The following is a 19569-nucleotide window of genomic DNA, read 5'->3' on the forward strand; positions in this document are numbered from 1 at the left end:
TTCTCGACGGCGTGCCCCGGGAAGATGCGGCCCCAGCACACGGACAAGGCCCCTTCCAGCGGAGAAACCGCAGGCAGGGGCCTTGATTGTGGCGGGTTACTTCTTCTTACCCTGGTTCTTGACTGCCTCGATCGCTGCTGCCGCCGCGTCCGGGTCAAGGTAGCGGCCGCCGGGGGTCAGTGGCTTGAAGTCGGTGTCGAGGTCGTAGTAGAGGGGGATGCCCGTCGGGATGTTCAGGGACGCGATGTCGGCGTCCGAGATGCCGTCGAGGTGCTTGACCAGTGCGCGCAGGCTGTTGCCGTGGGCGGCGACCAGGACCGTGCGGCCGGTCAGGAGGTCGGGGACGATGCCGTCGAACCAGTACGGGAGCATGCGGACGACGACGTCCTTCAGGCACTCCGTCTGCGGGCGCAGCTCCGGCGGCAGCGTGGCGTAGCGCGGGTCGTCGAACTGGGAGTACTCGGCGTCGCGGTCCAGCGGCGGGGGCGGGGTGTCGTACGAGCGGCGCCAGAGCATGAACTGCTCCTCGCCGAACTCCGCGAGGGTCTGCGCCTTGTCCTTGCCCTGGAGGGCGCCGTAGTGGCGCTCGTTCAGGCGCCAGCTGCGGTGGACCGGGATCCAGTGGCGATCGGCCGCCTCGAGGGCGAGCTGTGCCGTGCGGATCGCGCGCTTCTGGAGCGACGTGTGGACCACGTCGGGGAGGAGGTCGGCGTCCTTCAGGAGTTCGCCACCGCGGACCGCCTCCTTCTCGCCCTTCTCGTTGAGGTTGACGTCCACCCAGCCGGTGAACAGGTTCTTCGCGTTCCACTCGCTCTCGCCGTGGCGGAGGAGGATCAGCTTGTACGGTGCGTCGGCCATGGGTCAGAGCGTAATCCACGTGTTCGGGGCGGAGTGCCCGCGCCCGGAGGGCGTCCCAGACGTCGGACAGTTGACTGCTTTTGTTAATTGAGTGGCTCAGGTGAGCGCCGCTTAAGTAATGTCCGATCATTCCTTGCGTCACTTACACCTTGTCCTGGGGGAGCCATGCCGTCCGTCGCCCTGCGGCGCGCCGTCCGGGAGACCGTCTCCGGTCTGCCCCGTGAGTTCTGGTGGCTGTGGACCAGCACCCTCGTCAACCGGCTGGGCGCCTTCGTCGCCACGTTCATGGCCCTCTATCTGACGCTGGACCGTGGGTACAGCGCCTCCTACGCCGGGCTCGTCGCCTCCCTGCACGGACTGGGAGGGGTGGTCTCCGCCCTGGGTGGCGGGGTGATGGCCGACCGGCTGGGGCGGCGGCCGACCATGCTTCTCGCCCAGGGCTCCACCGCGGGGGCCGTCGCGCTGCTCGGGTTCGTGCAGGATCCCGTCGCCATCGCCGGCGTCGCCTTCCTCGTCGGCATGGCCTCCAACGCGTCCCGGCCGGCCGTGCAGGCGATGATGGCCGACATCGTGCGGCCGCAGGACCGGGTGCGGGCGTTCTCGCTGAACTACTGGGCGATCAATCTCGGGTTCGCCGTGTCGTCCATGGGGGCCGGGTTCATCGCCCAGGTCAGCTACCGCGCCGGGTTCCTGATCGAGGCCGGGATGACGGCCGTCTGTGCCGTCCTCGTCTTCGCCAAGGTGCCCGAGTCACGGCCGGAGCTCGCCGCCAAGGAGGGCAGCGCCAAGGAGGGCAGCGCCAAGCGGGGCGGCACCAAGGGCGGCGCGGTCAGTCTCGGGACCGTGGTGCGTGACGGGCGGTACATGGCCGTCGTCGGGCTGTCCTTCCTTGTCGCCCTGGTCTTCCAGCAGGGGTCCGTCGGACTGCCGGTGGCGATGGGCGAGGCCGGGTTCTCGCCCGCCGACTACGGCATGGCCATCGCGGTGAACGGCGTGCTGATCGTCGTACTCCAGATTCCCGTCACGCGGGTCATCGAGCACCGTGACCCGCGGTCGCTGCTCGTCGTCTCCTCCCTCCTCGCGGGGTACGGGTTCGGGCTCACCGCCTTCGCCGGATCTGTCGGGGTCTTCGCGCTCACCGTGTGCGTGTGGACGCTCGCCGAGATCGTCAACGCGCCGACCCAGACGGGGCTGGTGGTACGGCTCTCGCCGGTGCACGGGCGGGGGCGCTATCAGGGCATGTACTCGTTGTCCTGGTCCGCCGCCGCGCTCATCGCGCCGCTGATGTCCGGTGTCGTCATCGACCGGTTCGGGGCAGGGTGGCTGTGGGGGGTGTGCGCGGTCGTGGGGACGGCGGCGGCGGTCGGGTACGGCGTTCTCATGCGGCGGCTGCCGGAGGAGCACGGGCCGGAGGAGCGCGCCCCGGTCACGAAGGGCGCGGTCGAGGTCGAGGCGCGCGCCTGACCGGCACGCGCCCTGTCCTCGCCCCTGCCCAAGAGGCCCGGTCCACAAGGCCCGGTCCACAAGGCCCGACCCGGCCGCCTCAGTTCGTGCAGCCCGTCACCACGGTGGGGCTTCCCGCGCAGTTCGTCGGGATGTTGCGGGTGATGCTCGATGCGATGACCGTGAACGGGTTGGTCGTGAAGACGCCTCCGGGGGCCGTCGTGGAGGCGTTGTTGCGGACGTTGGTGTGGTCGAGGGTGACCGATCCGGCGTCGTTGTAGATGCCGCCGGCCTGGGAGTTGCCGGGGCCGTTCGCGCTGTTGCGGAGGACCTCGCTGCCCTTCAGGACGAGCACGGCGCTGCCGGTGGCGTTGTAGACACCACCGCCGACGCCCGCCGTGCCTCCGACGACGTTGCCGCTGACCTCGGTCTTCTCCAGCCTCAGCTTCGACAGGTTCTGGATTCCGCCGCCCTCGTCACCGGTGGTCGTGTTGTTCGTGATCTTGCTTTCGCTGACCTCCAGCGATGCGGTGCCGCTGTTGGTGAGGCCGCCGCCGCTGGTCGCCGAGGTGTTGCGCCTGACGACGCTCGCGTGCACGAAGGCGTTGCCGGCGTCCAGGAAGAGAGCTCCGCCGACGGTCCGGGCGTGATTGCGGCTGAACTCGGAGTCATCCACGCTCAGCGTGCCCCTGTTGTACAGCCCGGCACCGCTGATGGCGTTGTTGAAGGCGAGCCAGCCACGCCGTACGACCGCCGTGGCGCCCGTCGACACCGCCACACCACCACCGCTGTTGTTCAAGGAAGTGTTGTCGATCACTTGAACGCCGACCAGCGTGAGTCTGCCGCCGGAGTCGACCAGAATGCCCCCGCCGTTGCCGCTGGTGCGCCCGCCGCGGACGGTGAGGTCCTCCAGACGGAGGTTGCCGCCGGAAGTGACACGGAAGATCCGGAACGAGGCGGTCCCGAGTCCGTCGCGGACGATCGTGGCACCGTTGCCCCGGATCGTGAGGCTCTGGGCGATGGGTGGCAGACCCTCACCGCTGCTGTCAAAGACAGAGGTCAGATGGTAGGTGCAGTCTCGGGCGAGGGAGAGCGTCTCGCCCGGTGACGCCGCGACGATGGCAGTGGTCAGTGCCGTCGTGCTACAGGGAACCTGCGTCCCGTCATCCTGGCCCCCGGCGATCGCCGCCCCGGCCGTCACGCCCGTCACGCTCGTGACGACCGCCGCCGCCACCGCTGCCATGCCGCTGAATCTGATGAGTCGCATGACAGTCAGATGCGTCGTTCGTCAGGGGAAGGGGCCGAGTGTGATGATCAGATCACCCGGTCACGCCATGTGATTCCTCCAACCGGCCCAGTCCGCCGGTACACGGATGGATACCTCCGGCCACACGGATACCTCCGGCCTCACGGATGCATCCGCGCCCCCTTCAGTACCTTGTCCACCCCGTTCCGCGGCCCGTACACCGCGAGCCCCACCAGGTCCAGCTCCGCCGTCGGTACCGCCCGGACGGCCGCTCGGTTGTCGCGGTCGTTGCCGGTGGCGAACAGGTCCGCGGTGAACACGGCCCGGGGCAGCGCCCGGCTCAGCGCCCGCTCGTGCGCCGCCTTCATCGTCTCCTTCGTGCCCTCGAAGACCAGCACCGGCTGCCGGAACATCGGCAGGTACGCCACCCCGTCGGCGTCCTCGTACGGCTCCCCGATCACCTCGGGGACCGTCGCGCCCAGGCCGCTGACCAGGAACGCGGTGACATTGAGACGCTGCCAGGGCTCCAGGTCGTCCCGCAGCAGCACAGCGATCTTGGTGTCGAAGCGAACGTCGGAGCGGACCTCGGAACGGACGTCGGAAGGGACGTCGGAGGGGGTGGGCGGCGCGATGGGTTCAGTGCTCATGCCATGAGACTGCCGATCGTCGTACGGCTTCGTCTTGTACGTTCTTTGCATGGCCGCCCGGCAGCACCTCACGGAGGAAGTCACCGCCTGGCGCCCCCGTGTCCCGGGCGTCACCGAGGTCTTCCACGCGCACTTCACCGAGTACGCGTATCCGATGCACGTCCATGACGCCTGGACGCTGCTCATCGTGGACGACGGCGCCGTACGGTACGACCTCGAACGGCATGAGCACGGCACCCCGGACGACACCGTGTCCCTGCTGCCGCCGCACGTCCCGCACAACGGCTCCCCGGCCACGGCGGACGGCTTCCGCAAGCGCGTGGTCTACCTGGACGGCACCCTCCTCGGGGACGAGCTCATCGGCGCGGCCGTCGACGGACCCGACCTGCGCGACCCGCTGCTGCGGCGCCGCGTCGGCCAGCTGCACGCCTCGCTCGCCCGCCCCGGCGACGAACTGGAGGCCGAGAGCCGGCTCACCCTCATCGGCGAGCGGCTGCGCACCCTGCTCCGCCCGCGGCTCACGGCATCACCGAGGCCCCCCGACCCGGCCCTCGCCGGCGCCCTGCGCGGACTCCTCGACGAGCGGGTCGGCGAGGGGCTCGCCCTGGACGAGGCCGCACGGCTGCTGCACGCCCACCCGGCCCACCTGGTACGGGCGTTCAGCGGCGCGTACGGCATCGCCCCGCACCAGTACCTGATGTCCCGCCGGGTCGGCCGCGCCCGCCGGCTGCTGCTCGACGGCGTCCCGCCCGGCGAGACGGCGACCGTCACCGGCTTCTACGACCAGGCCCATCTCACCCGGCACTTCAGGAAGCTGGTGGGGGTGACCCCGGGGCGCTACCGGGACAGCGCGCGCTGAGCCTCGTACAGGTTCCGCGGCCGCACCGCGTCCCACGTCCCGTACAGCTCAAGGCGGGAGTGCAGGTCGCCGGTGAAGTCCGGTACGTCGATCTGGTCGAAGTCGGTCACCTCGTTCAGGCCGACCGTCGCGGACCAGGGGGCGAGGCCGTCGAGGCGCATCAGGCCCGCGCGCCCGTTGGTCACGCGGACGTTCCAGTGCGTGAACCGTGCCCCGAACAGCGGCCCCGCGTTGGCGTCGCCGCCGTGCCGGCCGTTGTTGTCCACCGTGATGTCGGTGCGGACGTTGGCGAAGGGCAGGCCGCGGTGGGAGTCGAAGGTGCCCATCTGCATCTCGCCGCGCGACCACACGTTGTGCGAGGACAGGCCCTCGACGTTGATGCCGTGGAGCTGGGTGTCGGAGGGGGCCGGGACCGTGCGCTGTTCGACCGTGAAGTCCTCGATCAGGTTGTCGTGCGAGCCCTCGCGGCAGAAGTAGGGGTGGTGTTCGCCCCGGCCGCCGACCCGGGTGCGGCGCAGGGTGCAGGCGGAGGCGGCGACCAGGCCGAAGCCGTTGTCGACGTTGCGGACCGTGACGTCGTCCACCCAGCAGTCGTACGCGCACTGCAGGACGACCCCGTTGTAGCCCTTGTCGAGGAGGTGCGGGGACTGTGGGGTCTCGACCACGTCCAGGGTGAGCCCCTCGACCCCGGATCCGGTCAGTTCGGGGACGTGGGTGGTGAGCTGCGGGTTCCATTCGGGGCGCAGGTCGACCGGGAGCGGGCGCTCCAGCGTCACCCGGTGTCCCCGTACGGCGGTGACGCGGACGGGCCATTCGTAGGGGACGTAGGACAGCAGCTTGGTCTTGTCCTCCCAGTAGTACGCGGCCGGGCCCGGGCCGTCGCCGGACATGTGCTGGAGGAGGGTGTGGGCGGAGTCGTCGGAGACGCGCAGCAGGACCAGGCGGCCGGGGCGCAGCCGGGACGGGTCGGTGACGGTGACCGTCCACTCGCCCCGGCGGGCGGGGGCGACCGGCGTCAACTGCTCCCACTCGTCCCGCTTGTTGCCGGTCCAGCCCTCGAACGGCCAGTCCTGCGCCTCGATCGCGGCGGTCAGGGAGTCCCAACGGGCCTTGGGCGCCAGCCAGATCAGGCCGCCCGCCCAGGACCAGGCCGACTTCGTGCCGCCGTAGCGGGAGCCGTACGGGCCGATCAGCTCGGTGAGGTTTTTCGTCGCGTACAGCGTCGTACGGCCGCTGCCGGCGCCGCGCAGCACCACGTGGTCGTAGGCGAGGTGGACCAGGCCGTCGATGCGGAAGGTGCCGGGCGGGATGGTGACCGTGCCACCGCCGGCCCTGGCGGCAGCGGCGATGGCACGGTTGATCGCGGGGGCGCAGTCGGTGACGCCGTCGGCCACCGCGCCGTACGCGCGGACGTCGGCCACCACGGGAAGGCGGCGGATCCGTGCCGCTCCGGCCCGGCCGACGTACGGGATCTGCGGGTGGGTGAAGGGGGTGTGGGTGAACTCCCGCCAGAGGGACGGGACTTCGCCGCCCGAGGCCCCGACGGTGGTGGCCGACGCCCGGGCGGGGATGCCCACGACGGCGGTCGCGGCGACCGCGGTGGCACCGGCGAGCAGGCTCCGTCTTGTCATGCCGTGGTGCGCGCTGTTCATTCCGGCGGTGCTCATTCCGTACGTCCTTCCCATGGCGACTTTCCTGCCGGTTCTCCTGGCCACGTTTCATGGTTGTGAACGACGTTCATATGTGCGTCGGCGGTGAGCATGCCATGGCACCCTGTCACCTCGAAAGAGTCGTGCAGGGGTCAATCAGGTCTGGACCTGAAGTCAGTCAGCGGGGCGTTCGATCAGGTGCGTGAACGCGTCCAGATTCCGCGTCGACTCGCCCCGGGACACACGCCACGCGTACTCCTTGCGGATCGCGGCGGCGAAGCCCAGCTCCAGGAGGGTGTTGAAGGCGCCGTCCGCGGCCTCCAGCACCTGGCCGAGCAGGCGGTCGATCTCGTCGGGGGTGACGGAGGCGAGCGGCAGCCTGGCGGTCACGTAGATGTCGCCGAGGCGGTCGACGGCGTAACTCACGCTGTACAGCTTGAGGTTGCGCTCCAGGAGCCAGCGGTGGACGGCCGGCTCGTTCTCGTCGGGGTGCCGGATGACGAAGGCGTTCAGGGAGAGGGAGTGGCGGCCGACCAGGAGGGAGAGGGTCGTCTTCAGCTTGCGGGTGCCGGGGAGCTGTACGACGTAGTTGCCGGGCCCGGGACTCTCCCACTCCAGTTCGGCGTCCTTCAGGACCCCCTCGATGACCTGCGCGGCCTTGTCCACATCACCCATGGGCCGAGCGTACGCGACGGCGGTGGGACTGGGTCGCGGCCATGTAGACGTCGGCGGTGGCGGCCGCCGCGGTGTCCCAGCCGAACGACAGGGCGTGCCGGGCGGCGGCGTTGCCGAAACGGTCCGCCAGGGACGGGTCGTCGGCGAAACGGCGCAGCACGCGCGCGTAGTCGGCGGGATCGTGACCGCGCACCAGGAAGCCGGTCTCGCCGTCCCGTACGGCAACCGGCAGCCCGCCGACCGAGGCGGCGAGTACGGGGGTGCCGGCCGCCTGCGCCTCTATCGCCACCAGGCCGAAGGACTCGCTGTAGGACGGCATGACCAGCACGGAGGCCGCCCGGAACCAGTCCGCCAGCTGCTCCTGGCCGACCGGCGGCCGAAAGCGGACGACGTCCGCGACACCGAGCCGCGCGGCCAGCTTCTGCAGGCCCTCAGGCTTGGCGAGGCCGCTGCCACTGGGGCCGCCGACGATCGGCACGACGATCCGGGAGCGCAGCTCGGGCCGCTCGTCGAGGAGCACGGCCACGGCCCTGAGCAGCACGTCGGGGGCCTTCAGGGGCTGGATGCGGCCCGCGAAGAGCGGGATCAGGGCGTCCTGCGGGAGGTCCAGGCGGGCGCGGGCGGCGGCGCGGCCGTCGGCGGGGCGGAAGCGTTCCAGGTTCACGCCGGGGTGGACGACGGCGACCTTGGCGGGGTCGGCACAGTAGTGGCGTACGAGTTCGTCGGCCTCTTCGGAGGTGTTGGCGATGAGGCGGCCGGCCGCGGACACGATCTGGGTCTCGCCGATCACGCGGGCGGCGGGCTCGGGGGTGTCGCCGTCGGCCAGGCTGGCGTTCTTGACCTTGGCCATGGTGTGCATCGCGTGCACCAGGGGGACGCCCCAGCGCTGGGCGGCGAGCCAGCCGACGTGGCCGGAGAGCCAGTAGTGCGAGTGGACGAGGTCGTAGTAGCCGGGGCGGTGGCCGGCCCAGGCCTGCATCACGCCGTGCGTGAAGGCGCACAGCTGGGCCGGGAGGTCCTCCTTGGCGAGGCCCTCGTAGGGGCCGGCGTCGACGTGCCGGACGAGGACGCCGGGGGCGAGTTCGACGGTCGGCGGGAGGCCGCCGGAGGTGGCCCGGGTGAAGATCTCGACCTCGATGTTGATCGCGGCGAGGCGCTGCGCGAGCTCGACGATGTAGACGTTCATGCCGCCGGCGTCGCCGGTGCCGGGCTGGTGGAGCGGTGAGGTGTGCACGGAGAGCATGGCGACGCGGCGGGGCCTACGGGCCCGGCGGAGCCGGGAGGCAGTCGACGGGGAGCGGCGCCCGAGCCTGCTGACGTACTGGCTCACGTGGCGGTCCTCTCTCGGTGCGGGCATGCCGGTGGGAGGACATCGACTGCCCTCCAACGGGATGCAACGCGGAGGGGAGTATTCCCATTCCAGGGGTGGTCGATTTTACCGACACGTTGCCCGCGGTCGCTCAACCGTTCGAGGGTGGGATGCGTAGGGGTTCGGTTGCGGGCCTGGGCGCGGGCCGGTGGGGGCTGAGCGCGCCCACGCGGCGGCAGCCGCACATGAGCACAGCCCCGCGCCCCTGAAGGGGCGCTCACGCTTACCCTCGTCTCCATGACTACCCGCGCCTCCCGCCCCGTGGGAACGGTGACGCGCGGGACCACGAACCCCAATCGGCTGCGCCGTATGGACCGGTGGATCGCCGCCACGCACGGGGCCGCGTTGCGTCGCGCCGTCGACCCCGTGGCCGTCGACCTCGGTTACGGCGCCGCGCCCTGGACCGCCGTCGAGTTGCTCGGGCGGCTGCGTACCGTCGCGCCGCGCGCGCGGGTCGTCGGGATCGAGATCGAGCCCGACCGGGTCGCCGCCGCGCGGCCGTACGAGCGGGACGGGCTGGTCTTCCGGCACGGCGGGTTCGAGATCCCGGTCCCCGGGCGGCCGTTGCTCGTTCGCGCGGCCAACGTGCTGCGGCAGTACGACGAGCGCGAGGTCGCCGCCGTCTGGGCACGGCTGCGTGCGCGGCTCGCGCCGGACGGGCTGCTGGTCGAGGGGACCTGTGACGAGATCGGGCGACGCCATGTGTGGGTCGCGCTCGGGCCCGAGGGGCCCCGGACGGTGACCTTCGCGACCCGGCTCGGCTCCCTGGAACGGCCGTCGGACCTCGCCGAACGGCTGCCGAAGGCGCTGATCCACCGCAATGTGCCGGGCGAGCCGGTGCACGCGTTCCTGCGGGACTTCGACCGCGCCTGGGCGGCCGCCGCGCCCTACGCGTCGTACGGCGCCCGGCAGCGGTGGATCCGGGCGGTGCGGGATCTGACCGGCGACTGGCCGGTGACGGACTCGGCGGTGCGCTGGCGGCAGGGGGAAGTGACCGTGGCATGGGAGGCGTTGGCGCCCTCGGCCTGACGCCGGCGAGCGCCGGGAACGATCTCGGTGAGGTGTTCGTCACACAGGCGGGGAGATCGTCATGCCCGGGGGGAAACAGGGGAGGAACCCACCCGTCACTACCTCTGTCGGTTTGCGGCGTGACATGGCACGATCCTCCCCGTGTCGGAAGTTACTGACGGTTAATCAGGTTTGGGGGGGGGTCGGGTCATGGGACCGGACAAGTACGGCGTCCGGGCGGGTGGGCGCCGCGGCATCCTGGCAGTGGCCGTGACCGTGGTCTGCGCGGTGACCGTACTGGCCGCCCCCGGCGCGGCGTTCGCGGCACCGAGCCCCACGCCCTCCCCGAGCGGTTCCCCCAGCGCCTCCGTGACTGTCCCGCCCGACAAGGACCTTGAGGCCGTACGGGAGAAACTGGACGATCTCTACCATGACGCGGCCGTCGCCACCGACGCCTACAACGCCGCCGAGGAGGCCGCCGAGAAGCAGTCCTCCGAGATCGTCGACCTGGCCAAGAAGATCGTCAAGGGGCAGCAGAAGCTCGACGGGTTGAAGGCGCGGGCGGGCCGGGCGGCGGCCGCCCAGTACCGCACCGGCGGGCTGCCCGACAGCGCCAAGCTGCTGCTGAGCGACAACCCCTCACAGTTCCTGGACGGAGCCGGGCGGGTGCTCCAGGGCGAGCGCGCCACCAAGGGCCTGATCAGCGAACTGACCCAGACCCAGCAGGACTTGAAGCAGTACGCGGCGGACGCGGCCGACCAGTGGAACAGGCTGGAGGCGGGGCGCAAGGCGAAGGCCGCCGCGAAGAAGAAGATCACGCAGCGGATCGCCGCCGCCGAGAAGCTCCAGTCGACGCTGGAGAAGAAGCAGAAGGCGCGGCTCGCCGAACTGGAGCGGGAGGCCGCCTACCAGGCGCAGACCGCCTGGCTGGACACCGGGATACTCGACGAGATCCACAGCAAGGCGTCCGCGGCGGGCAGGAAGGCGGTCGCGTTCGCCACCGCCCAGATCGGCAAGCCCTATGTATGGGGGGCGGAGGGCCCGGACTCGTACGACTGCTCCGGACTGACCTCGCAGGCCTGGGCGAGCGCCGGGCGGCCGATCCCGCGCACCTCGCAGGAGCAGTGGAAGCAGCTCAAGCACGTCGACGTCAAGGACATGCGCCCCGGCGACCTGATCATCTACTTCGACGACGCCAGCCATGTCGCGATGTACGTCGGTGACGGCGCGATCATCCAAGCCCCGCGCCCGGGGCGGACGGTGTCGGTCGGCGGCGCCGGGACGATGCCGATCCTCGGGGTGGTACGGCCGGACGCCTGACCGTCCCCGCTGTGCGTTCCCGGCGTCCATGCACTTTGGGTGTGATGTCCCTTTCGTGAGCTGTGCCATGTGACCCAGTGCACGCCAACACCCTTCGAAACCCGGGCACCACGTGACCTTCGTCATCCCCGCCGAGGTGCCTTCTTGTCCAACTGCGTTACGGCACGCGGCATATGCCAATGGCTTGAGACAGAGCGACGCGGCTCACACCATTCCGTTGCGGCGGCCAGTACCGCTATGGTCCCCGTTCGGGTGGGTCGAGGTCCCTCGCCCCGCCATGCCCTCGGGGGGAGGGAAGGACCCAACACGATGCCCGTACCCGTACCGCGGCAGAGAGCGATCCCGGCCGTGGAGAGTGGTCAGGCGCCGGTCGCCATACCCGCACAGGGCGGCGGCCCCCTCAAGGAAGAGGCCAACCGCACGGATGCCGTCGCCCCGAACAGCGGCGGCACCACTCTCACCCTGCTGCTGATCGAGGACGATCCGGCCGGTTCGCCGGTGCTGCCCGAGTTGCGGGACGCGTCCGGCAACTCGATCCGCGTCCGCACCGCCCGCAACCTCACCGAGGCCGAGCGGCTGCTGACCGACGACGTCCACTGCATCCTGCTGGACCTGGCGCTGCCGGCGCCGGGCCGCGTCGACGACGACGCCGACGAGCTCGCCGTGCTCCGGCACGTGCTCCAGCTCGCGCCCCGGCACGCCGTGCTCGCGCTCACCGCCTCCGGTGACGCCGAGCGCGGCACCGAGGCCGTGCGCGTCGGCGCGCAGGACTACCTCTTCCGGGACGAGCTGGACGGCCGGCTGCTGAGCCGCGCCATCCGGTACGCCGTCGAGCGCAAACGCTCCCTCACGGTCGAGCGCAAGCTCGCGGAGGGACGGATGCGGGCGCAGGAGAACCGTCGCCTGGAGCGGGGCCTGCTTCCCACGCCGCTCCTGGACGGCTCCTCGCTGCGTTTCGCGGCCCGCTACCGTCCCGGCCGCTCGCGCGCGCTGCTCGGCGGTGACTTCTACGACACCGTGCGCACGCCCGACGGGACCGTGCACGCGATGATCGGTGACGTCTGCGGGCACGGCCCGGACGAGGCCGCGCTCGGTGTGGAGCTGCGGATCGCCTGGCGTGCGCTGACCCTGGCGGGGCTGTGCGGCGACGAGCTGCTGGGCACGCTCCAGGAGGTGCTGGAGCACGAGCGCTCCGACGAGGAGATCTTCGCGACGCTCTGCACGGTCGACATAGCGCCGGACGGGCGCCGGGCCGGGCTGTGCCTGGCCGGTCACCCGGCACCGCTGATCGCCCGGCCCGGGCGGCCGGCGGAGCTGCTGCCGTACGACAACAACGGGCCGGCGCTGGGGCTGCTGCGGGGGGCTCGGTGGCCGCGGATGCAGGTGGAGCTGGGCGCCGAGTGGAGCCTGATGCTCTACACCGACGGGCTGATCGAGGGCCGCATCGGCTCGGGCGGGGAGCGGCTCGGTCAGGAGGGGATGGTCGAGATGGTGCGCCGGCAGCTGGGCGAGGGGCTCAGCGGCGAGGCGCTGCTGCGCGCGGCGGTGAACGAGGTGCGGGAGATGAACGGGGGCGAGTTGACCGACGACGTCGCCCTGGTGCTGCTGGATCGGCAGGCCTGATCGGCCGCTCGCCGTGGGGGGGGCCGTGGGGGGGTGCCGTAGGCCTTCGGTCGGTCGCCGTGGGGGCCCGCCGTGGGGGCCTGTTGGGGGTGCCGTAGGCCTGCCTCTGGGGCGCGTCCGTGGGCGAGGGCTCAGCGGGCGCGGCCCCGCGGGGTCACCGGCCGCCGTTGTACGGGCCGTACGGGCCGTCGCTGCTGCTGCCGCCGCCTCGGCGGCCGAAGCCACCGCCGGAGACCTGCCTGAGGGCCGGGCGGACGTCGACGAAGAAGACGATCGTGGCGACCAGGCCCGCCAGCTGGAGGAAGAGCATGGGCACCAGGAGGTTCACCGCGACGGCGATGCCGAGGATGATCAGCCAGAAGCCCTTGTTCTGCTTGTCCGCGGCCCGGTACGCGTCGTTCCGGAAGACCGCGGCCATGACCAGCGCCACCACGGCGAGGACCAGCATGGCGAGGTAGAGCAGCCCCAGAAAACTTGAGAAGCCCTGCATCAGCACAACGTCCACCACCCGTTTCGGCTTGTTCTTACCCGGCCACCGTACCCGCCGGCCCGTTCCCGCTACCCCGATAACGGGCCGGACACCCGAGGAGTGCCCGACCCGTGCGTCCCGTCGCCCTGCCGGTTACTTGGCCGGCGGGGTGGTCTTCTTGGCCGGGGTGGCCTTGCGGGGCGCCGGGGCCTTCTTGGCGTTGGCGGTGGCGACCGGGGCCTTCTTCACCGCGGCCGGCTTGGCCTCGGCGGCCTTCGGCTGCTCCGCCTTCTTCTCGTCGGCCTTGACCTCGACCGGCTCGGGCTTGCCCTCGACGGCGATGGCCAGGTCCTCGATCTCGTCGGCGGCCTCGCCACGCCAGGTCTTCACGGCCTGCTCGCCGTGCTCGGCGACCTTCTCGTAGGTCTCGCGGGCCTTGACGGCGTACTCGGCGGCCACGCCGACCTGGCGCAGCGCGAAGTCCTGGGCGGACTCGCCGAGCTTCTTGAGGTCTCCGTCGAGGGAGACGATGAAGTCGTTGACCCTGGCCTGGAGGCTGGCCTGCGCCTCCTTGGCCTTGGCACCGGCCTCCTTGGCGCGGGTGGCGGCCTTCTCCTGCACGGCCTTCGGGTCGGCGTTGCGGACGGCCTCGATGCGGGCCGGGGCCTCGGCGCGCAGCTGCTCGACCAGACCGGGGACCTTCTTGGCCTGCTGGAGCGCGAGGTCGGCGGTGCCGGCGGCGAAGTAGAACGGAGTCGGGTCGCTGAGGGTCTTGCGCAGGTCGTCGGTGATGGCCATGGTGATGGTCCTCCCGGATTCGGTTTCGGCTGAGGGTTTTGTGGTCCGCGGCGCGGCGGTCGGCGCGCTTGGCCGGCTCATCCGGCCGTCCGCCGCGGATCGGTCTCGCTGCCGGCATCACTGCCGGTGTCGCTGTCGGCGTCACCGCCGATGTCACTGCCGGCCTCGCTGCCGTCGCCCCGCACGCCGTCGGCCTCGCCGCCGGCGGCACTCGCGCGCTCCTCGCCCGACCCGAAGCCGTTCTCTTTCCGGAACGACTCGTAGATCTGAAGCAGCACCTGCTTCTGCCGCTCGTCGAGGGTGGGGTCGGCGAGGATGACCGCACGGGTCTCCACCTCGTTCAGATCCCGCTCGGCGTCGAGGATGCCGGCGCGGACGTACAGCGTCTCGGCGGAGATCCGCAGGGCTTTCGCGACCTGCTGGAGTACCTCCGCGCTCGGCTTGCGCAGTCCGCGCTCGATCTGGCTCAGGTACGGATTGGACACCCCGGCGGCGTCGGCGAGCTGCCTGAGCGACAGTTGCGCGTTGCGCCGCTGTTCGCGCAGATACTCACCGAGATTGCCGACGTTGAGCGATGCCATGTACCCAGCCTGCCTCACCCTCGCTAACAATTGCAAGCACCCGCTTGCAAAAGTGTGTCGCGCCGTATCCGGACGGCCCTGAGCCTGAGCGCGACGGCTGTCGTCATCCGCGTCCGACCTCCCGGTGCGGGTGCTCTCGGGACGCCCTCCACGGGTCGCCGGGAAACGGCGTTGTCGGTGGGCTCTGCCAGGCTCTGCGTCGTGGATGAACTGGTGGAGCGTGTTGACGATCAAGATCGTGTGCTGGGGGTGGTGGTCAGTCGCCGGCAGGCCATCCGGGAGGATTGGCTGCACCGGGTCGCCGTGACGGTGTGTCGTGATGAGAGTGGGCGGATCCTCGTCCACCGGCGGTCGGAGCAGCTGTCGCGCTTCCCCGGGCTCTACGAGGTCGTGGTCGGTGGCGCCGTGGATGTCGGTGAGTCCTATGAACAGGCCGCTGCGCGGGAGCTGGCTGAAGAGCTGGGCATTCGTGTGCTGCCGCGCTTGCTGTTCACGTTCATCAACCGCAGCGGTTTGAGCCCTCACTGGCTCGGCGTGCACGAAGCCGTGGTGCCGGATGCCGTGGTCCCCGATCCCGATGAGGTCGCCTGGCATGGCTGGCTGACGGAGCCGGAGCTGCGGTCAGCCCTGCTGGAGTGGCGCTTCACCCCCGACAGCCACGAAGCCTTCAGCCGGTATCTCGCGTTCCGGACCGCGCAGTCCTGACCTTGCTTGTTTTTGCCTGCAATAGGCGCGGCAGACGCCAAAAGACGAACTCCCTTCCCGGCCTGTCAGGGGCGTCGCGTACGTACGTCACCAGCGGCTCGCTCACCTCCGTCAACCGCACCCGGCTCTCGACAGCGCCGACGCCCGGGATCTCCGTCACCGCGTACGAAGCCTCACGGTTCCACTCCTCCCAGGCGCGCCCGGCCTGGTCCCGGGTCTCGAAGACCAGATGCCCGCCGGGTCGCAGTGCTTCGTATGCTCCTCGCAGGGTCTTCCGCCACGTCTGCGGATCGACGATGGCCTGGGCGACGTTCGCGTGGGCATGCCGGCGCCGGGACAGGACATCCGGTCAACCTCGGCAGATACAGAAGGGGTGGCCGACCGGATCGGTGAGAACCCGCGCCCTGGCGGCCTCATGCGGCTGGTGCTCCGGCTTGCCCGCGCCCAGCGCGAGCAGCCGGGTCTCGGCTTCGTCCAGGTCCACGACGTCGAAGCACAGGTGCAGTTGCTGGGGAACGGTCTGCTCGGGCCAGCGCGGCGCCCGGTAGTCGTCGACCCGCTGAAAACCGATGAAGAGGCCATGCTCACCGTTGAGACCCGCGAAGTCGGCGTCGGACTTCGGGTGCGGTTCAAGACCGGTGGCCTGCTGGTAGAACGCCGCCAGGGCCGGCGGGTCGGGGCAGTCGAGCGTTATCGCCACCAGCTTCATCTGCAGGGACATGGCACCTCCGGCCGGCCAGGGGACTTCCGCGCCGAACAGCCTAGGGGTGGCCGGCCACGGCTGTTCGGAACAGGATGAGGGAACACCTCGTCCGGCAGTTGCCGCACCCCGAAACGACCGGACCCCGAACGAGAGAGACGTGGGCCTTCGTGGTGCTCGCGCTCGCCCTCGGCTCACTCGTGGCGGCGGTCCTGAGCCTGCTCGGCAGCCACGCCTGGGCCCTGCCCAGGTGGCTGGACCGCGCCCGCGCTCACCTCTCCCCCAGCACGCTCCGGCAGGACTCCCAGGCCGGCTGGCTCAGCAGGGGGCGGAAGCGGGTGAACAGGGCGAGCAGGCCGGCGCCCCACCGCTCGCGGAAGGACGGGTCGATGACGGCGAGGTCTAGTTCGTTGGCGGCCGTCAGTTCGGCGAAGTCCCGGCACGGCCCGGGGCCGGGGACGCGGGCGCGGCCGGTGAACCGGTCGTGGACGGCGGCGTCGGCCTGCGCGAGCGCCGGGTAGGTGGCCTTCCGGTCGCACGAGCCGTAGAGGTACACCAGAGCTTCGGCCTCGGCGCCGATCACCGCGACGAGTTCGGCACGGCGGCTCAGGGGCAGCAGCGCGGTGGGGAAGCCGTCGGTGCCGTAGAACGCGTGGCAGAGGCCCGCGAGCCGGAGGGCGGGCCGGGCACCCCATACGGCGAGCTGCTCCTCGACGCGCTGGAGGTGCGCGAGGAGAGTCCCTCCGGGGTGGGTGATCCCGGCGGCACCGAGATCGTCCAGGAGGGCGACGGCCCGGGCGGAGGCGGCGGCGGCAGGGAGATCGGGCATGCTCGGGATCCTTCCCCGGCGCGGGGACCGGCACCCGTGCCCGGAATCCCTCCCCCGCACAGGGGCCCGCACCCGCGCCCGGAATCCCTCCCCACGCTGGGGCCCGCACCCGCGCCGGTGCCCCGGTTCTCGGCACGCCCGCCGCGATGGCTCGCCCGCCGCGACGGCGCGGTCCCTGGCGGCCGGTCGTCAGGAAAGGCCCGTCAGCCAGGAAGGCCCGTCAGCCAGGAAGGCTCGCCAGCCAGGTTTCCAGGGCCCTGAAGTCCGCGTCCGTCAGGCCGAACTCGTGGGCGACCCGGTGGAGCAGGGCCGGGCCGGGATGGTGGGTGGCGACCCAGGCGCGGTCGGCCTCGGTGATCTCGTCGTCGATCCAGATGAACGGCCGCTCCCCCGCCCACTCCACCAGCGGCCGCGTCTTCCAGTGCAGCAGGGCGGGCGGCTCGTCCTCGTCCGGCCACCGCACCACGGGCAGCGGGGGCAGGCCCAGCCAGGGGGCGACGGCGGTGTTGGCGTCGTCCATCCAGGTGGTGGCCCAGACGAGTTCGCAGCCGAGGGCGGCGAGGCGCGGGCCCAGTGCCGGGTCGATACGGGTGAGGAGAGGGTTGGAGGGGGCGGCGTGCGCGGTCTCGTAGACCGGGTAGGCGTGGCCCTCCGGGGCGCCGAAGGGGATGAGGGGACCGTCGATGTCCAGGAAGAGAAGCATCGGGGACAGGATCCCTCAGAACGGCAGCGGCCTCGCGTGCACCACGTCCAGCCTCGACACCGCCCGGCTCAGCACCACGTACAACCGGTGCAGCCCGCGCTCCTCGGCCTCCGCCACCGCCGCCGGTTCCACCGCGACCACGTGGTCGTACTCCAGGCCCTTGACCAGGCTCGCGGGGACCACGGCCACCCTGGCGCCGAGCCGGTCCGCCTCCGCCGGGTCGATGCCCGCGGCGGTGAGCGCGGCGCGTACGTCCGCCACCTGCGCGTCCGCCGCCACGACGCCCACCGACCCCTCACGGGTCAGGGCCTCGCGTACCGCTGCGACCGTGGCGGCCGGCACGTCCCGCGTCGGCCGGAGGGTCAGCTCTCCGTCCGCGCGGTAGGACCGGGCCGGGGGCACGTCCGTGTCCAGGCGCTCCAGCAGCCGGTTCGTCAGGTCCACGACCGCGGCGGGGACGCGGAACCCGGTGGTGAGCGGGACGACCGTCGCGTCCGGCTTGCCCAGGTGGCGCAGTACGGTGTCCCAGCTCCGCGCGGACCACGGCGTGGTGGCCTGGGCCAGGTCGCCGAGGACGGTGAGGGAGCCGAAGACGGCCCGGCGGGCGATGGCCCGGCACTCCATGGGAGAGAGGTCCTGGGCCTCGTCGACGACGATGTGGCCGTAGCCCTCGGGGTGTTCGACCAGTCCGGCGATCTCGTCGAGGAGCACCAGGTCGGCGGCTGACCAGCGGGCGGACTTGTAGGAGCGTGGGGGGCGGGGCCAGCGCAGGGTCTGTTGTTCCAAGGGGTCGAGGAGCCCCTCGGCCGCCCGCGCCAGCACCTCGGCGTCGGTGAGGAGTGCGGCCAGCACCTCCTCCGGGCGCACCTTGGGCCAGACGGTGTCGAGGCAGGCGCTCATCGCCCGCGACCGTTCGAGGCGGCGGGTCCAGGCGGCCGGCTGCGGCCCCGCCCGCCGTTCGGCCTGGAGCTGTACGGCCCGCATCGCCCGCCCCCGCACCCGCTCGCGCCCGACGGCGTACGGCGGCTCCTCGCGCCGTACCGCCGCGACGATCTCCGTCAGCGCGGCGGCGGACACCCGCCAGGTGTAGGTGCCGTCGGAGAGGGTGAGCGGGTGGACGGCCTCGGCGGACACGTGGGCGTACAGGGCGCGGCGCAGGACCTCGGCCATCCGGGGGTCGTGCTTGAGCGCGGCGGTCCGGGCGGAGTCGGTGCCGGTGGCGGGGTGGCGGGCGATCTCGTCGGGGAGGGTGGTCTGGCGTACGCCGGTCTCGCCCAGGGCCGGCAGGACCTCGGAGATGTAGGAGAGGAAGGTGCGGTTGGGGCCGATGATCAGCAGGCCCGAGCGGCGGATGCGCTGGGGGTGGGTGTAGAGGAGGTAGGCGGCGCGGTGCAGGCCGACGGCGGTCTTGCCGGTGCCCGGGGCGCCCTGGACGCAGACGGAGGCGGTGAGGTCGGCGCGGACCAGGTCGTCCTGGTCGGGCTGGATGGTGGCGGCGATGTCCCGCATGGGGCCGACGCGGGGCCGTTCGATCTCCTGGGCGAGGAGCGTGCCGGGGCCGGACTCGCCCGCGGTCAGCCTCTCGTCCTCCCATCCGGTGAGGTCGGCGGAGTCGCCGCGGCTGCCCGGCGCCCAGCCGAACCGGCGCCGTACCGCGACGCCCTGCGGTTCGTCGGGTCCGGCCTGGTAGAAGGCGCGGGAGACGGGCGCCCGCCAGTCGACGACCAGGGGCGGGGCGGTCGGTTCCTCGCTGATCCGCAGCCGGCCGATGCGGTAGCTCTGGCCGGCGTGTTCGCCGGACTCGAAATCCAGCTTGCCGAAGAACAGCGGGCCCTGGGGCAGCTCCCGCATCTCTTTGGCCCGGCTGCGCAGCCGGTACCCGAGGACCTCGGCGTCGGCGCCGGAGGCGGAGACGTCCTCGCCGGTCACGACGTGCTCGGCGGCGCCTTCGACCATGCGGGCGAGGGCGGCCCGGCAGATGTCGTGGTGAGCACGTTCACGGTCGAGTTCGCGCTGGGCGGGCTTCTGCGGGGCGAGTTCCTGCTGCATGGGGAACAGCGTAAGCGAGAAAACGTAACCCGGTTAAA

The 19569-nt window shown here is 71.6% G+C and carries 19 protein-coding genes and 1 pseudogene; 6 read left to right on the plus strand and 14 right to left on the minus strand.

All coding sequences use genetic code 11. The annotated features are described in order from the left end of the window. Positions 1-96 precede the first annotated feature (96 nt). Entirely contained in the window at positions 97-858 is a 762-nt protein-coding gene (locus ACZ5K7_RS10855) for a phosphoglyceromutase (protein WP_351709070.1), read from the minus strand. A 165-nt stretch (positions 859-1023) separates the two neighbouring features. Between ACZ5K7_RS10855 and ACZ5K7_RS10860 the strand changes: the two genes are divergently transcribed. Further along, positions 1024-2322: an MDR family MFS transporter gene (locus tag ACZ5K7_RS10860; RefSeq protein WP_468912484.1), complete on the plus strand. Its 1299-nt coding sequence runs from the start codon at positions 1024-1026 to the stop codon at positions 2320-2322. A 79-nt stretch (positions 2323-2401) separates the two neighbouring features. On the opposite strand, the gene ACZ5K7_RS10865 is transcribed toward ACZ5K7_RS10860, so the two are convergent. Both ACZ5K7_RS10865 and ACZ5K7_RS10870 read right to left on the minus strand, forming a co-directional pair. Then, positions 2402-3568, minus strand: a complete 1167-nt coding sequence (locus tag ACZ5K7_RS10865; RefSeq protein ID WP_468912486.1) for a hypothetical protein — start codon at positions 3566-3568, stop codon at positions 2402-2404. A 140-nt stretch (positions 3569-3708) separates the two neighbouring features. Continuing rightward, entirely contained in the window at positions 3709-4194 is a 486-nt protein-coding gene (locus tag ACZ5K7_RS10870; protein WP_468912488.1) for a DUF2000 family protein, read from the minus strand. Between the two features lie 49 nt (positions 4195-4243). Here ACZ5K7_RS10870 and ACZ5K7_RS10875 point away from each other — a divergent pair, with 49 nt between their 5' ends. Then, positions 4244-5053 carry an AraC family transcriptional regulator gene (locus ACZ5K7_RS10875; RefSeq protein WP_468912490.1) on the plus strand — a complete coding sequence of 270 codons (810 nt, stop codon included), beginning with the start codon at positions 4244-4246 and terminating at the stop codon, positions 5051-5053. Here the strand turns inward: ACZ5K7_RS10875 and ACZ5K7_RS10880 are convergent. The 3 genes from ACZ5K7_RS10880 to mshA all read right to left on the minus strand — a co-directional run bounded on the left by ACZ5K7_RS10880 (position 5032) and on the right by mshA (position 8707). Beyond that, positions 5032-6720, minus strand: a complete 1689-nt coding sequence (locus ACZ5K7_RS10880) for a glycosyl hydrolase family 28-related protein (RefSeq protein ID WP_468912492.1) — start codon at positions 6718-6720, stop codon at positions 5032-5034. The two genes, ACZ5K7_RS10875 and ACZ5K7_RS10880, sit on opposite strands and share 22 nt — an antisense overlap. A gap of 156 nt (positions 6721-6876) precedes the next feature. Next, positions 6877-7377: a type III secretion system chaperone family protein gene (locus ACZ5K7_RS10885; RefSeq protein WP_351709055.1), complete on the minus strand. Its 501-nt coding sequence runs from the start codon at positions 7375-7377 to the stop codon at positions 6877-6879. Then, on the minus strand, positions 7370-8707 hold the full coding sequence (mshA, locus tag ACZ5K7_RS10890; RefSeq protein WP_450971994.1) for a D-inositol-3-phosphate glycosyltransferase: 1338 nt from the start codon (positions 8705-8707) through the stop codon (positions 7370-7372). Before mshA ends, ACZ5K7_RS10885 begins: the two co-directional genes overlap by 8 nt. A gap of 276 nt (positions 8708-8983) precedes the next feature. Here mshA and ACZ5K7_RS10895 point away from each other — a divergent pair, with 276 nt between their 5' ends. The 3 genes from ACZ5K7_RS10895 to ACZ5K7_RS10905 all read left to right on the plus strand — a co-directional run bounded on the left by ACZ5K7_RS10895 (position 8984) and on the right by ACZ5K7_RS10905 (position 12697). After that, positions 8984-9775, plus strand: a complete 792-nt coding sequence (locus ACZ5K7_RS10895; RefSeq protein WP_351709049.1) for a class I SAM-dependent methyltransferase — start codon at positions 8984-8986, stop codon at positions 9773-9775. A 189-nt stretch (positions 9776-9964) separates the two neighbouring features. After that, complete coding sequence (locus ACZ5K7_RS10900; RefSeq protein ID WP_351709046.1) at positions 9965-11074, plus strand: C40 family peptidase; 1110 nt, start codon at positions 9965-9967, stop codon at positions 11072-11074. 309 nt (positions 11075-11383) lie between these two features. Further along, positions 11384-12697, plus strand: a complete 1314-nt coding sequence (locus ACZ5K7_RS10905) for a PP2C family protein-serine/threonine phosphatase (RefSeq protein WP_351709043.1) — start codon at positions 11384-11386, stop codon at positions 12695-12697. A 154-nt stretch (positions 12698-12851) separates the two neighbouring features. On the opposite strand, the gene ACZ5K7_RS10910 is transcribed toward ACZ5K7_RS10905, so the two are convergent. From ACZ5K7_RS10910 to ACZ5K7_RS10920, 3 genes are all read right to left on the minus strand, one after another. Then, positions 12852-13187, minus strand: coding sequence for a DUF2516 family protein (locus ACZ5K7_RS10910; RefSeq protein ID WP_468912496.1), 336 nt, complete (start codon positions 13185-13187; stop codon positions 12852-12854). A 132-nt stretch (positions 13188-13319) separates the two neighbouring features. Continuing rightward, positions 13320-13964: a hypothetical protein gene (locus tag ACZ5K7_RS10915; RefSeq protein ID WP_351709040.1), complete on the minus strand. Its 645-nt coding sequence runs from the start codon at positions 13962-13964 to the stop codon at positions 13320-13322. Between the two features lie 77 nt (positions 13965-14041). Beyond that, on the minus strand, positions 14042-14545 hold the full coding sequence (locus ACZ5K7_RS10920; RefSeq protein ID WP_351709037.1) for a helix-turn-helix domain-containing protein: 504 nt from the start codon (positions 14543-14545) through the stop codon (positions 14042-14044). A gap of 201 nt (positions 14546-14746) precedes the next feature. Here ACZ5K7_RS10920 and ACZ5K7_RS10925 point away from each other — a divergent pair, with 201 nt between their 5' ends. Further along, positions 14747-15250: an NUDIX domain-containing protein gene (locus ACZ5K7_RS10925; RefSeq protein WP_468912498.1), complete on the plus strand. Its 504-nt coding sequence runs from the start codon at positions 14747-14749 to the stop codon at positions 15248-15250. On the opposite strand, the pseudogene ACZ5K7_RS10930 reads toward ACZ5K7_RS10925, so the two are convergent. From ACZ5K7_RS10930 to ACZ5K7_RS10950, 5 genes and pseudogenes are all read right to left on the minus strand, one after another. Beyond that, positions 15213-15566: pseudogene (locus ACZ5K7_RS10930) on the minus strand (hypothetical protein); the annotation flags it as partial. The gene ACZ5K7_RS10925 and the pseudogene ACZ5K7_RS10930 sit on opposite strands and share 38 nt — an antisense overlap. 33 nt (positions 15567-15599) lie before the next feature. Continuing rightward, entirely contained in the window at positions 15600-15971 is a 372-nt protein-coding gene (locus tag ACZ5K7_RS10935) for a VOC family protein (RefSeq protein ID WP_468912500.1), read from the minus strand. Between the two features lie 250 nt (positions 15972-16221). After that, positions 16222-16779, minus strand: coding sequence for a DUF6817 domain-containing protein (locus ACZ5K7_RS10940; protein WP_468912502.1), 558 nt, complete (start codon positions 16777-16779; stop codon positions 16222-16224). A gap of 220 nt (positions 16780-16999) precedes the next feature. Continuing rightward, complete coding sequence (locus ACZ5K7_RS10945) at positions 17000-17482, minus strand: HAD domain-containing protein (RefSeq protein ID WP_351709022.1); 483 nt, start codon at positions 17480-17482, stop codon at positions 17000-17002. 15 nt (positions 17483-17497) lie between these two features. Further along, positions 17498-19531 (minus strand): HelD family protein, encoded by a 2034-nt coding sequence (locus tag ACZ5K7_RS10950; RefSeq protein WP_468912505.1) that lies wholly within the window; start codon positions 19529-19531, stop codon positions 17498-17500. Between the last annotated feature and the right edge of the window lie 38 nt (positions 19532-19569).

It is taken from the genome of Streptomyces sp. NPDC031497, assembly GCF_055580905.1.